This window comes from Occallatibacter sp. FHG110214_02 (assembly GCF_059115385.1).
The window spans coordinates 1-13,690 of record NZ_JBZYWK010000005.1; the positions used below are offsets into that span (position 1 = coordinate 1).

At 57.7% G+C, this 13,690-nt stretch carries 9 protein-coding genes; 8 read left to right on the plus strand and 1 reads right to left on the minus strand.

Going from position 1 to position 13,690, the window contains the following annotated elements; all coding sequences use genetic code 11:
• The 5 genes from AC5S3R_RS06205 to AC5S3R_RS06225 all read left to right on the plus strand — a co-directional run.
• A partial coding sequence (locus tag AC5S3R_RS06205) for a circularly permuted type 2 ATP-grasp protein (protein ID WP_494266145.1) occupies positions 1 to 1,216 on the plus strand: 1,216 nt, incomplete at its 5' end.
• Entirely contained in the window at positions 1,198 to 2,208 is a 1,011-nt protein-coding gene (locus AC5S3R_RS06210; RefSeq protein WP_494266146.1) for an alpha-E domain-containing protein, read from the plus strand. The genes AC5S3R_RS06205 and AC5S3R_RS06210, both read left to right, overlap by 19 nt.
• A gap of 7 nt (positions 2,209 to 2,215) precedes the next feature.
• Positions 2,216 to 3,199: a transglutaminase family protein gene (locus AC5S3R_RS06215; RefSeq protein ID WP_494266147.1), complete on the plus strand. Its 984-nt coding sequence runs from the start codon at positions 2,216 to 2,218 to the stop codon at positions 3,197 to 3,199.
• Between the two features lie 250 nt (positions 3,200 to 3,449).
• Complete coding sequence (locus tag AC5S3R_RS06220; protein WP_494266148.1) at positions 3,450 to 7,244, plus strand: TonB-dependent receptor domain-containing protein; 3,795 nt, start codon at positions 3,450 to 3,452, stop codon at positions 7,242 to 7,244.
• Between the two features lie 541 nt (positions 7,245 to 7,785).
• On the plus strand, positions 7,786 to 8,766 hold the full coding sequence (locus tag AC5S3R_RS06225) for a hypothetical protein (RefSeq protein WP_494266149.1): 981 nt from the start codon (positions 7,786 to 7,788) through the stop codon (positions 8,764 to 8,766).
• Positions 8,767 to 8,781: 15 nt separating this feature from the next.
• Here the strand turns inward: AC5S3R_RS06225 and AC5S3R_RS06230 are convergent, their stop codons facing one another.
• On the minus strand, positions 8,782 to 9,459 hold the full coding sequence (locus AC5S3R_RS06230) for a response regulator transcription factor (protein ID WP_494266150.1): 678 nt from the start codon (positions 9,457 to 9,459) through the stop codon (positions 8,782 to 8,784).
• Positions 9,460 to 9,779: 320 nt separating this feature from the next.
• On the opposite strand from AC5S3R_RS06230, the gene AC5S3R_RS06235 reads away from it, so the two are divergent.
• The 3 genes from AC5S3R_RS06235 to AC5S3R_RS06245 all read left to right on the plus strand — a co-directional run bounded on the left by AC5S3R_RS06235 (position 9,780) and on the right by AC5S3R_RS06245 (position 13,599).
• On the plus strand, positions 9,780 to 11,444 hold the full coding sequence (locus AC5S3R_RS06235) for an NAD(P)/FAD-dependent oxidoreductase (protein WP_494266151.1): 1,665 nt from the start codon (positions 9,780 to 9,782) through the stop codon (positions 11,442 to 11,444).
• A 228-nt stretch (positions 11,445 to 11,672) separates the two neighbouring features.
• Positions 11,673 to 13,127 carry a sensor histidine kinase gene (locus tag AC5S3R_RS06240; protein ID WP_494266152.1) on the plus strand — a complete coding sequence of 485 codons (1,455 nt, stop codon included), beginning with the start codon at positions 11,673 to 11,675 and terminating at the stop codon, positions 13,125 to 13,127.
• Positions 13,128 to 13,215: 88 nt separating this feature from the next.
• Positions 13,216 to 13,599 carry a hypothetical protein gene (locus AC5S3R_RS06245; protein ID WP_494266153.1) on the plus strand — a complete coding sequence of 128 codons (384 nt, stop codon included), beginning with the start codon at positions 13,216 to 13,218 and terminating at the stop codon, positions 13,597 to 13,599.
• Positions 13,600 to 13,690 lie beyond the last annotated feature (91 nt).

Genomic DNA, 13,690 nt, shown 5'->3' on the forward strand with positions numbered 1-13,690 from the left:
CTATGACCTGCTCCCGCGCCTCATCCGCGCCAGCGAGTGGGAACTCATTGAGCGCGGCCTCACTCAGCGCATCACCGCTCTCAATCTCTTCCTTCGCGACATCTACTCGGAAGCCCGCATCCTCAACGAGCGCGTAGTCCCGCAGGAGCTGGTCTATAGCTGCAAGCAGTTCCGCCGCCAGATGCGCGGCCTTCAGGTTCCGCGCAACGTTTACATCGCCGTCATCGGCTCGGACCTGCTGCGCCTCAACACCGGCGAATTCGTAGTCCTCGAAGACAACCTGCGCGTTCCCTCCGGCGTAAGCTACATGCTCACCAACCGCCGTGTCATGAAGCGCACCTTCCCCGAGCTCTTTCACAACTACGGCGTGCGCCCCATCGAGCGTTACCCGCAACTGCTGCTCAACACGCTCCGATCACTCGCGCCCGAAGGCCGCCCCGAGCCGAACATTGTCCTGCTCACTCCCGGCGTCTTCAACTCGGCTTATTTCGAGCACACCTATCTCGCCCGCCAGATGGGCATCGACCTCGTAGAAGGCCGCGACCTCGTCACACACGACAACATCGTTTATATGCGCACCACTGACGGCCTCAAGCGCGTCGATGTCATCTACCGCCGCGTTGACGACGACTTCAGCGACCCGCTCATCTTCCGTCCCGATTCGATGCTAGGCTGCGCAGGCCTCTTCAACGCCTATCGCGCCGGCAACGTAACGGTGACTAACGCCTTCGGTACCGGCGTAGCCGACGACAAAGCTCTCTACGCCTACGTCCCGCGCATCATCCGCTACTACCTCGGCGAAGACCCGATTCTCAACAACGTAGAAACCTATCTGCTGACCGAAGAAAAGGAACGCCAACACGTTCTTGCCAACCTCGACAAACTCGTCGTCAAAGCCGTAGGAGAAAGCGGCGGATACGGCATGCTCATCGGCCCGCAGTCCACCGCGGCGCAGCGCGAAGAGTTCGCCCGCCGTATTGAAGCCAACCCGCGCAACTACATCGCCCAGCCCACGCTCGATTTTTCCCGTGCGCCATGTCTCATCGGCGACCACCTCGAACCGCGCCATGTCGATCTGCGTCCTTACATCCTCTTCGGCGACAAGGTAAACATCGTCCCCGGCGGACTCACCCGTGTAGCCCTTGAAAAGGGCTCGCTCGTGGTGAATTCCTCGCAGGGCGGCGGCAGCAAAGACACATGGGTACTGCAGGACTGATGAACACAGCCATCCGAGAAAACGCAAGCATGTTGAGCCGCGTCGCAGACAGTCTCTACTGGATGAGCCGTTACCTGGAGCGCGCCGAAAACACCGTGCGCCAGCTCGACGTAACCATGAATCTTATGCTCGACCCCGGCGGAGCCAGCGCAGACACCCGCTGGCATCGCTTCGTCGCCGCTCTCGGCAACCCGCCCAACCTCGAATGGAACGGCAACCTCGACGAGATGGCCTGGAGGCTCATCTTCGACAGCACAAACCACGCATCCGTGGTCTACTGCATTAACGCCGCCCGCGAAAACGCCCGCCAGGTCCGCGAAGAAATCTCCTCCGAACAGTGGCAGCGCCTCAACCGCCTCTATCACCACATCCATTCGCCCGCCACGCAGGCGCAGGCCCGCGTCAACATGAGTGATGTCTTCTCCTCCATCCTCGACGGCATCCACCTCTTCAAAGGCGTGAGCGACACCACCATGATTCACGGTCAGGGATGGCAATTCATCCGCCTTGGACGCTACCTTGAGCGCTCCTACAGTACGGCCACCCTGCTCGAAGTCTCCTACCCCGATCTAGCCGCCATCTGCGATCAGGAGCAATCCAGTTATAGGTATCTCGAACAGGTCGGCCTCCTCCGCTGTTGCACAGCCTTTGAAGCCTACTGTCAGGTCTACACCGCCGACATCGTAGCCGACCGCATCCTCGAATTCCTCCTGCTCAACCGCGACTTTCCTCACGCCATCCGCTACTGCGTAGAAAGCACGCTCGACGCCGTCGAAGCCATCCAGCGCAGCGGTGGCCGCCGTCCTCCCGAAGAACTCCGCGCCTCTATCGGCCGCCTCAATGCCATGCTCGGATACACCACCATCAACGAAATCGTCTCCGAAGATGCCGCCACATTCCTGCACTCCATCCGCAAGCAATGTATGGCCACCCACGAGCAGATCTATCGTCACTACGTCCACTACAGCATCCAATCGGCCCTGACCGTCTGAGAGCGAAATGAACTTCTATTCCATCCGCCACCTCACCCGCTTCCGCTACTCCCGCTCCATCAGCGAGAGCATCATGGAAACGCGCATGCACCCGCGCTCGGACGCTCTCCAGCACTGCCTCTCATTCTCGCTCTCCGTCAGCCCCCGTTGCCGCGTCTTCGCCTACCGCGACTACCTCGGCAACAACGTGCACCACTTCGACATTCCCGGCGACCACAAGCAGCTCATCATCATCGCCGAGTCCGTAGTCGAGCAGCAGACCGCACCCGACGTCCCCGCCTTTCTTTCCCCTGACGCATGGCAAGCCCTCGACGATCTCATCCAAACCGGCGACTATCAGGAAATGCTTTTGCCAAGCACCTACGTCATCGAATCCCCCAAACTCATCGAATTCGCCAGGCAGTTAGAAGTCACCCGCCGCGATGACCCTGCCATGCTCGTCCATGAGCTGAACCAGCGCCTCTTTGAGTACTTCGAGTACGTCCCCAAATCCACGCGCGTCGATTCCCCCATCGACGAAGCCATCGCTACCCGCCGCGGCGTCTGCCAGGACTTCACCCACACCATGATCGCCCTGCTCCGCCACGTCGGCATCCCCGCCCGCTACGTCTCCGGTTATCTCTATAGGGGAAGGGAAGATCACGACCGCTCCACCCCCGACGCCACCCACGCCTGGGTAGACGTCCTGCTCCCCTACCTGGGCTGGGTAGGCTTTGACCCCACCAACAACCTCGTCGCCCATCACCGCCACATCCGCACCGCCGTAGGCCGCGACTACGCCGACGTCCCGCCCACCCGCGGCATCTTTCGCGGCCAAACCGACTCCGAACTCTACGTAGCTGTCCACGTCGAAGCCGGTGAAAAAGCTCCCGAACTCGACCGAAACCTGCCAATTCCTGAGGATTGGTCCGTTCTCGTCGAGCGCGCGCAGGAGCCAGTTCCCGCCGCCGCGCCCTCTCTGGAACTCCAGCAGATGCAGCAACAGCAATAAAGTCAGCAATCTTTATGGGATCTTTTGACTTCCCTTTATAGATTCTTCATTGAATACCCAGTGAATTTCCGAAAAGATCTCTTTTAAGATTCTTCCGCCACTTCCGTCCCCGCGGCATACGGAGAATTCTCAAACTCTGATTTTGTTTTTCAGAGTACTGCCAGCTACGCTCGGCAGTACTCCCTGCAACAAAAAGAAGCGGCAGAAATTTCTTCCGCTCGCAATTGAGTTTTTCTTTGGAGGAACAGACGTGAAAAGATTCCTTATGGGATGGATGCTTCTCTGCATCCTTTCCATCACTTCCTGCCTTTGTGCCCAGACTGCATTTACCTCGCTGCGCGGCACCATCAAGGACCCCGCCGGAGCCCTTGTCCCCGGAGCCAAGGTCACCATCAAGGACAGCACCTCGGACCGTACCTACACCGCCACCGCAAACTCTGGTGGTGAATATCTGTTCGCGCAGATTCCTCCCGCGAAATATGTAATCACGGTCTCGGCTTCCGGCTTTGGTGACCAGTCCAAGTCCGCAGAACTGCTCGTCAACCAACCGGCCACTATCGACTTTGTTCTTTCAATTCAGTCCACAGCCGTCACCGTGGACGTCTCCGGCACTGCCCAGACGCTCAACACCACCGACGCCTCGCTCGGCAACTCCATGGGCAACACCATGATTCAGGCCATACCTACGGAAACCCGTAACGTGCCTGACCTGCTCGCCCTCCAGCCCGGCGTTCTCTATCTTCCCGGCACCACCGACTCCCGCACCGGCGCCGTCAATGGCGGCCGCTCCGATCAGGGCAACATCACCATCGACGGTATCGACGACAACGACCAGATCAGCGGTACCGCCTTCACCGGCGTTCTCCGCCAGACCCAGGACTCCATCGAGGAGTTCCGCGTCGTCACCGGCGGCGGCAACGCCGACGCGGGCCGCTCTTCCGGCGCACAGGTCTCCATGGTCACCAAGTCCGGCACCAACAAATTCCACGGCGGCGCCTACGAGTACCATCGCCCCACCTTCACCGTCGCCAATGACTGGTTCGTCAAGCAGGCGCAGGTCGCAGGCGACCAGCCCAACATCCCCGGTAAGCTCATCCGCAATATCTTCGGCGCGGATCTCGGCGGTCCCATCAAGAAGGACAAGCTCTTCCTCTTCATGAACTACGAAGGAAGCCGTCAGGCGGAAAACGCCCCAGTGCAACGGACCGCGCCGACAGCCTCTTTCCAGCAAGGCATCCTCAGGTATTTTGATGGGGGCAATAATGTCATCACTCTGGAGCCCGGTGATGTGGCCAACCTTGACAGCGGCTGCACTGCAGTCTGCAACTCGGCTGATTATCCCAACCCGCCCGGACCCGACCCGATGGCTGTTGAATACTTCAACTCCATGCCCGCAGCAAACGGCACCGGCCTGGGAGATCATCTCAACACCGGCTCCTACACCTTCTCATCTCATAATCCTAAGAACTACGACACCTACATCGCGCGGCTCGATTACACGCTCTCCCCTCGCCACAGCATCTTCGTGCGCGGCCAGTTGCAGAAAGACGCTATTCTTGCGGTCGAGCAGTTCCCCGGACAGGGCCCTTCCAGCAGCACCGTTGCCGATAACCGCGGCCTGATTGCCGGCCACACTTGGACCATCAAGAACAACCTCATCAACGATTTCCGCTACGGCTTCGTCCGCCAGGCCGGCGGCACTGCGGGCGCTGGCAAGGGCAGCTACGTGGACTTCCGCGGCATGGACACCGCCACCTCGGAGTCTCGCAGCACCATTACTACTACCCCGGTCAACAACATTGTGGAAACCCTCTCGTGGACCAAGGGAAGCCACTCCTTGTCCTTCGGCTTCAACTGGCGCGGCGTCTCCCATAGCAGCATCTCCGACAGCAACTCGTATGATGGCGCCAGCACCAATCCATCATGGCTCGCCGGTAACGCTCCCTCGCCTGCCATCACCCCCGCATCTGCCACTGATTACAAGTACGCTTTTAACAACTTGGTAGGCTCTATTCCTTCGCGTACAAACAACTACAACTATCATGTAGATTCAGCTTCCTCCGGCACCGCGCTGGCCGAGGGCGTACCCGTCGAGCGGCACTTCAAGGCAAACGAGTATGAGGGCTACGCGCAGGACTCCTGGCGCATCAAGCCGAATCTTACCTTCACCTTCGGTCTCCGCTACACCATCCTCCAGACCCCTTGGGAGACCAAGGGGCAGGAAGTCATTCCCACCGTGGATACGCACCAATGGTTCGAGGAGCGCGGAAAGGCTGCAGCAGCCGGCAAGGTCGACCAGCCGCTGCTGAGCTTCGCGCCTGGCGGTAAGTTCTACAACAAGCCCGGCTTCTTCCCCATGAACAAGAACAATTTCGCTCCGCGCCTGGCTATTGCCTACGCGCCAAGCGCCCACACCTCCTTCCGCGCCGGCGCCGGTATCTTCTATGACCACTTTGGCGAAGGTATGGTCAGCACCCTCTCCAGCCGTGCCTCCTACGGCATGTCCACCTCCATCACCAATCCTGCCTCGGTCTATGGCATTGAAGGTTCCTGCGCCGTCTACGATGCGGACACCTGCCCCCATCCGGCCGCGCCGCGCTACACGGGACGCAACAACCTTCCCAACATCGATCTGGGGCAGGCGCCGCCTACCACGGCAAGCTTCCCGTATACGTATCCCGATTATTCGCTTGCCATCAAGGCAGGCGTGGATAACCACATTAAGGCTCCTTACTCCGAGACCTTCAACCTCTCCTTCCAGCACGAGTTTGCCGGAGGTCTCACCTTCGAGGCTGCCTACGTCGGTCGCATCGGGCGCCACCTCCTTCAGAACCTCGACATCGCCGAGCCCGTCAATTACGTCGATCCCAAAGGCGGCGGCGACTACTTCTCCAATGCCACCAAGATGTCTAAGCTCGCTGACGCAAATGGTGGCGCTGGCGGCCTTACAGAAGGCACCTACAATAACCCCAGCGACTGTAGGGGAGCAATCGGTTACGCTGTGACACTCGCCCCCATTCCATACTTCGAAGATGTCTTCCCCTTTATGAAGAACGTCTGCGGTCTGGGCGAAAACGCCACTACGGCCATTTACAACAACGAGTGGGCATGGGCGCGCTATACGTACGGAGAAACCAACGCCATCTATGACCTTGACTACGGCGACCCGAGCGCAGTTGACTCGCTCGGTAACCCGGAGCTTCACTTCTTCCAGAACCAGTTCTCCTCCTTCTATACCCTCTCCTCAATCGGCAATAGTGCCTACAATGCTGGGCAGTTTACCCTTCGCCACCCCATGAGCCACGGCTTCGCTGGCGACCTCAGCTATACCTGGTCCAAGTCCATCGACATGGGCTCCGACACGGAAGCGCACTCCTTCTACGGCGGCAGCTCCCTGTCGTCCATCTACAATTCTTGGAACCCCGGACTCAACAAGGGGGTCTCCGAATTCGATACCCGCCACCTCATCACCGCCGACTACCTCTATCTGCTGCCTTTTGGCCGCGGCAAAGCCTACGGCGGCAACTCCAACGTCCTCCTCGACGCCCTCATCGGCGGCTGGCAGCTCTCCGGTGGCCTCCACTGGTCCAGCGCGCTTCCTTTCTCGCTCTACGATCCCGGCTGGAACACCAACTGGGAGCTTTCGAGCTACACCACCGTCACCGACCCATCGAAGACCAAAGTCAAGCGTCGCTATGATGCGAACGGCAATCCGCAGTACTTTGACGACGATGGGAACACCATTGCGTTTGGCGCTTATACCGGCACCCCGGTCCGTCTCTCCTATCCCGGGGAAGCCGGTCAGCGCAACCGCTTCCGCGGCGACGGCTTCTTCAACCTTGACTCCGGCCTCTCCAAGACCTGGAAGACCGGCGAATTCGGCAAGCTCAAGTTCGCCTGGGAGGTCTACAACGTCACCAACACTGTTCGTTTCGACCCGCAGTCGATTGCGGCCCAGCTCACCTCCACTGGCCTTGGCATAGCCAGTAACCCCACGCTCTCCACCCCCCGCCGTATGCAGTTTGCCCTGCGCTACGACTTCTAAGCCGCAGCGTCACAAACCAGAACGCCGGAAGAGCCTAAGCTCTTCCGGCGTTTTCCTTTTCTCTGCCTTCCTGTGGAAAACCTGTGTCAAGCCTTTTCATAGGAAATATTTCCTAAGTCCTTTATCATCAACGCAAAAATCCTCGACCAATTTGCGCTCAATTATGGGCATTTATGCCACACTAAGAATGAGTAGAAAAACGGCCCGGTTCCGCAAAGGAACCGGGCCGTTCTATTTTCCCGTTAACTCGCTGACTCGCTAAGCGCCGCTAACTAGCCAACCCAAAAGAAAGGAGCCCACATGCACCCAATAGTAGGCACACCCCACTTGTCCCTTGTCCCTGCCTTCCGCACAGTTCCACCGTTCACGCATAAAGATTCTGCACAGTCCCTGTGCAATCCATCGCAACCCAAACAAAACAAACAGCCTGGGAAAGCACCCCGCTGTGCGCATACACACGGCGTCCATTCTGCTTGCTATCCCGTCAGCAACGCGATACAAATGCGTAACGCTCCGGGCCCTGAAAACACGAACGTCCAGCATGCCCACAGACAAAAGCAAAGACAAGCCAACAACTGGCAGACGAATCGACGTCTGGGTGGTATTCGCCATGCTCGGAATGCTCGCCATTCCGGCAATCCCAACCCTGCACACTGTCCATCGCACCGCCTACACGGACGTAACCGCACAAAACCCTTCGCCATTCGGCTACACCGTCAGCCTTTTGCTTTTCGTCGTCCCAATCCTGATGATTGCTCTGTGGTTCCTGCCGCAAGCCGGAATCAAAATCTCGCAAAAAGCCTTCTGGACAACAATTGCAATCCTGTTCCCGCTAGGCGCCCTGTTGGATTTCTTCTTCGCCACCAACTTCTTTCTCTTTCCCGATCCCTCGGCAATGCTGGGCATCTTTATCCCCGCCTGGCGTGGTGCGGTGCCGGTGGAGGAGTACGCCTTCTATCTCACCGGCTTCATGGCCGTTCTGCTGCTCTACATCTGGCTGGACGAGTACTGGCTGAACGCATACAGCGTCCCAGCGGACGCCCTGAGCCGCAAAGCCTACGACCGCCTGCTCCGTTTTCACCCCTGGTCGCTGGTTCTGGCCGTACTGCTGATTGCCGCAGCCTTCGTCGTTCGCAACACACTGCAACCGGGTGCGCCCGGCTTTCCCGGCTACTTCCTGTTTCTAGTAATCACATCCCTCGGCCCGTCAGCGCTGCTACTACCCTCAGCCAGACCCATGATTAACTGGCGGGCTTTCAGCCTGACGCTGTATATCATCGCCCTGACAAGCCTGCTCTGGGAGGCAACATTGGCGTTACCCTACGGCTGGTGGGGATACCAGAAATCGCAAATGATGGGGCTTTCGATAACCGCGTGGGATGGCCTGCCGGTTGAAGCCGTTGTAGTCTGGTTAGCCGTCACGTTCACAACGGTAATTGCCTACGAAACAATAAAAAACTGGAAAGCATCCGGCAAACCTGCTCTCCACGCCTTCTTCGGAATTGTGCCAGGACGGGATTGAAGCGAGAACAGCCTGTTACGCGACCGCAGAGGCCGCCTGCTCTTCCGCTTCCAGCTTGCTGCCGACTTCAGCGGCAGCAGCCGCCAGAACCCGGTGGTGGATCGTAAAAAGAGCCAGTTCAAGCCGGTCGCTCACGCCAGTCTTGTCGTAGATGGAGCGCAGATAATTTTTGATGACCTGCTCCGTAGTTTTGAGACGGTGAGCAATCTCGCGATTCTTGCAGCCCTGCACAATGAGGGCAACAATGCGCATCTCTTTCGGCGTAAGCCGATCACGTACGCGACGCCCGACAACATCATCTTCCGTCGTATCCTGCACAACCAGTTGCGGCGGAATCCACGTTTCACCGGCAGCAACGCGCTTGACGCAGTCCACCAGGGCCTGCCCGGTAACCGACCGGAAGACGACTCCCTTGAAACCCTGCTGAACATACTCGGCGGCTGTTTCGTTGTTTTCGGCAATTACAATTCCGCGGCTCCCGGATGTTTCCAGCGTTTTGCGCAGCACGGCGAGGTCTGGCTTGAGCGATGCGGCTATCAGAACCACTGCGCCGGGAAACGTGGCAACCGCATGCAGCAGGCGCTCCAGATCGGCGCACTGCGCGATAATGCGCAAGTCGTCGTCCGTGGCCAGCACCTTGGCTGTACCGGCGCGAAAGATTGCCTGAGAATCTGCCAGAATAATCTTGTTCATGCCGTTCATCTCACCAGCCGCCGGACCTGGATACCGTCCGGGTCCACCGTTTGCTGAGCGCTTCCGCTCTTGAACGTCTATCGACCTTAGAGTTTGGACTCCCCACTATGGTCGAAATTGACACATCTCCCGACAGGTATGTGATTTCTATCGCCTGCCCGTATCTAACAGATTAACTTGCCGATGCGGAATTCTTTATCTTTGAAGATAGCAAGCATTGGCCATTTCCTGCAGCAATAAACCGAATTTTTCCGATTAAAAAGCCGGGCAGGTATCCCAAAGCTCCCGAAGCAGGAGCCTGAGGCCCTACACTGGTGCGTATGGCACGCCCAATTCTTCTTGCTGTAGATGACGATGTTCACGTGCTGGAAGCCGTGGTGCAAGACCTTCGCCGCCAATATGGCAATGAGTACCGCGTGCTGCGCGCCGCAAGCGGGCAGGCGGCGCTGGATACACTGGCGCAGATTAAGACACGCAAAGAGCCCGTTGCGCTGATTTTGAGCGACCAGCGCATGCCGGGGCTTACTGGCGTTGAATTTCTGGAGCGGGCCCGGGTAGTTTATCCTGATGCGCGGCGCGTTCTGCTAACGGCTTATGCCGACACAGAAGCTGCGATCCAGGCCATCAACTCCGCGCGCATCCACTATTACCTGACCAAGCCCTGGGACCCGCCGGAAGAGAAGCTATATCCGGTCCTGAATGACCTGCTGGATGATTGGAAAGCCGGTTATCGGCCACGATTTGACGGGCTGCGTGTAATTGGCCATCGCTGGAGCCCGCGCGGCCACCAGATGCGCAGCTTCCTGACGTCGAACCATGTGCCGTATCGCTGGCTGGATGTCGCAAATGATGATGCCGTTGCACTGCTGAAAGAGCGCGCAATTGTGGCGGACGAGTTAAGGCCTGAACAGCTTCCCATTGTGCTGTTCGGCGATGGTTCTACCCTCATGGCTCCCGATGCAGAGACTCTGGCAGCGCGTGTAGGACTGAGGGTACAGGCCTCGCAAGAGTTTTATGACCTCACCGTGGTTGGAGCGGGCCCGGCAGGGTTGGCAGCGGCTGTTTATGGCGCGAGTGAGGGGTTGCGTACGCTGGTAATTGAGCCAGAGGCTCCCGGAGGGCAGGCAGGCACGACTTCGCGTATTGAGAACTACCTCGGTTTTCCTGCCGGAATCACAGGGGCTGATATGGGGCGCCGGGCGCTCATCCAGGCTACGCGCTTTGGCGCGGAATTTGTTACGCAGCGGGCAACCGGACTGAGAATCGAAGGGCAATACCGCTACGTGGAGATGGCCGACGGACGTTCCATTTCCTCGCATGCAGTGTTGCTGGCTCCGGGTGTGCAGTACCGCCGGCTGGAGATTCCCGGCGCAGACAAACTAACTGGGTGTGGCGTCTATTACGGCGCGGCATTGGTGGAAGCCCCCTCCTGCAAAGACGAAGATGTTTATGTCGTAGGCGGGGCTAACTCCGCAGGACAGGCCGCGCTACATTTCGCCAAGTATGCGAGCAGCGTAACCATGCTGGTTCGTGGGCCGGGACTGGCCGCAACCATGTCGAAGTACCTGATTGATGAAATTGAAATCACCCCGAATATTGCACTCAAGCCATACACCGAGGTTGCCGAAGTATTTGGTGAGGAGCATTTGGAGAAGCTTTGTCTTAAAGGACCAGAAGGCCAATGTACCGTGCCAGCCACCTCGCTCTTTATCTTCATCGGAGCGGCGCCACGGACAGAATGGCTGCCTTCTGCCATTAAGCGTGATGAGTCAGGCTTTCTCCTTGCGGGGCCAGATCTTCACGTAAACGGCAAGATGCCGCCAGAATGGCGTGAGCCGCGTGAGCCTTATTTATTGGAATCGAGCGTGCCGGGAGTTTTTGTGGCTGGGGATGTGCGGCATGGCTCAATCAAGCGTGTAGCTTCAGCGGTGGGAGAGGGGTCGATTGCGATTCAGTTTGTGCATCAGTACCTGGCTAGCTTCTAGGATCCTTGAAAGGTGCATGATAGGAGCTCCCAAATAACGGGCTAGCAAGAATTTAGACTTTTGCCTTAGTGGTCTTGCGGTATAGGCTTTGGTTTTCATTCCGAAAACGATTTATTAGGTACAAAAAATCGTGCCAACAATCTGAATCATTCGCTATAAGCCGCGAATCACACCTTACTGGGAGGAAAACGAAGAAAGGCAATGGGCTTAGGCAGTCAAACGCTCGAGGTGGAACAAGTTGTATTTCAGGAGATTGCCGGCAAAGTTGCCTGCCTTCCCGACTCCGCCCAGTCCAGCCTTGTTGCCGTATTTGGCAATGAGCGCGTCGATCTCGTTCATGCCCCCGCCGGGGAAGTCCTCGTGAATGTCGGGGATTCGCCGGTTGTTTACTACTACGTAATTGAGGGCAAGCTGCGCGCTGACCGCCTTGAGCAAGATGGCACGGTTGTGATTGTGGGGTATGCCTCTGCGGGAGAGGGATCGGGTGAAACGCCGATCATGCACGGCAAAAACCATGCGCCTTTCCGTATCGTGGCAGATCAGGACACGGTGCTTGTCCGCTTTACCGTTCCACAGTTCTGGGATTTGCTTGCTACCTGTCCAGAGATTCGTGCAATTGCGATTCGCGATATGAGCAACCGCGTTCAGGCTTACCAGGTGGAAGCTCTGCATCGTGAAAAGCTTGTGACCCTGGGGACGCTTGCTGCCGGTTTGATGCACGAGCTGAATAATCCTGGAACAGCCGCCAAGCGCGCCGCAGCTACATTGCGTGAAAATCTGACTCGCCTGCAGGAGCTCAGTCTGCGCTCGAGCGAGCATCCCAAAACAGCGGAACAGATGCAGTGCATGAAAAGTCTGCTGACGCATGCTGTGAAGAGTTGCCGCCTGCAGGCGTTGAGCACACTGGACCAGTCCGAAGCGGAGGAAGCGCTCTCTGAGTGGCTGGCGAACGCTCACGTTGAAAATGCCTACATCATTGGACCGGCGCTGGTCGAGATGGGTTTCAATCCGGAGGAGCTGGCCTGCGCGCAACATACGTTCGATGCGGAGTCTTTTTCGACTGCGCTCAACTGGTTGGGGTCGCTTGTCTCCAGCATGTCGCAGGTTTGCGCGATTGAAGAAAGCATTGGACGTGTGAGCGACTTGGTTATGGCGGTGAAGAAGTTTGCATGGGACGACCGTGCATCGTGCCGCTCTCTGGACGTGCATGACACGCTGCAAAGTACGCTTACGATTCTTGGCCACAAACTCCGTATCAAGCACATCAAGGTAGAAAAGAAGTTTGATGCCTCGCCTGCCACAATTGAGACGCACGGTTCCGCGCTTTCACAGGTGTGGACGAATCTTATCGACAACGCTGCGGATGCTTCACCGCTTGGCAGTCAGATTGAAATTGCTACATGGACAGAGCCGGACATGCTTGTCGTCTCAATTGCGGATCATGGGTCTGGTATTCCTGCAGAGGTTCTGCCTCATATCTTCGAGCCATTCTTTACTACAAAGCCTCAAGGATCAGGTACAGGGCTTGGGCTTGAAATTGTGCACCGCATCGTGACGCAGAGTTTTGGCGGCCGCATTGAGGTGGCGTCAGTGCCTGGCAACACGAAGTTCACTATCCGTCTACCGCGCAAGAGCGCTCCTGCGGTGAAGCAATCCCAGCCTGCAGTAGCGGCTGCGGTTTAAATATTTCCCTGAAATCTTCCGCCGCGGATTTGTTCTCCTGTGGGGCTTTGGTACACAATAGAAGCCAAAGCCAGTTCCCCGAATCCTTATGCGGCAATTCAAAGCAATCTCGGCGCTTGTTCTCCTGCTGTTTGCATGGAGCGCGCCGCTGCTTGCCGCTGTCGCTTCGGGCTCACTGAATAATTTACCCGCCTGCTGCCGGCGCAACGGGAAGCACCATTGCATGATGGATGGGGAAGCAATGCCGGTGGATACCACGGCTGTCTTCTCCGCGCCGCATGAGCGTTGCCCGTTCCTGCCCAAGATTGTCCTACCTGTTTCCAGCAATGGACATTTCTTCACGGCTCCGGCGAGCGAATTATTTTATTCCGCTGTCCAGAGCCACCCAGCAGTTTTTGCACAGACTCAAGCACATTACCGCATAGCCTGTGACCGTGCCCGTCTGAAGCGCGGCCCACCATCCCGCCTCTAGCTTGTTCTCTAGACTCTCTCTCGAAAGATAGCCATGCCGCGTGCGTTTGCATGTGCATTCCCAGCTTTCTTTCGGTTGGTCTTCATTATTC

Bases quoted from the DNA above. Each gene is read 5' to 3' on its own strand.
- AC5S3R_RS06215 (WP_494266147.1), top strand. From the start codon at position 2,216: ATGAACTTCTATTCCATCCGCCACCTCACCCGCTTCCGCTACTCCCGC.
- AC5S3R_RS06245 (WP_494266153.1), top strand. From the start codon at position 13,216: ATGCGGCAATTCAAAGCAATCTCGGCGCTTGTTCTCCTGCTGTTTGCA.
- AC5S3R_RS06230 (WP_494266150.1), bottom strand. From the start codon at position 9,459: ATGAACAAGATTATTCTGGCAGATTCTCAGGCAATCTTTCGCGCCGGT.
- AC5S3R_RS06235 (WP_494266151.1), top strand. From the start codon at position 9,780: ATGGCACGCCCAATTCTTCTTGCTGTAGATGACGATGTTCACGTGCTG.
- AC5S3R_RS06225 (WP_494266149.1), top strand. From the start codon at position 7,786: ATGCCCACAGACAAAAGCAAAGACAAGCCAACAACTGGCAGACGAATC.
- AC5S3R_RS06210 (WP_494266146.1), top strand. From the start codon at position 1,198: ATGGGTACTGCAGGACTGATGAACACAGCCATCCGAGAAAACGCAAGC.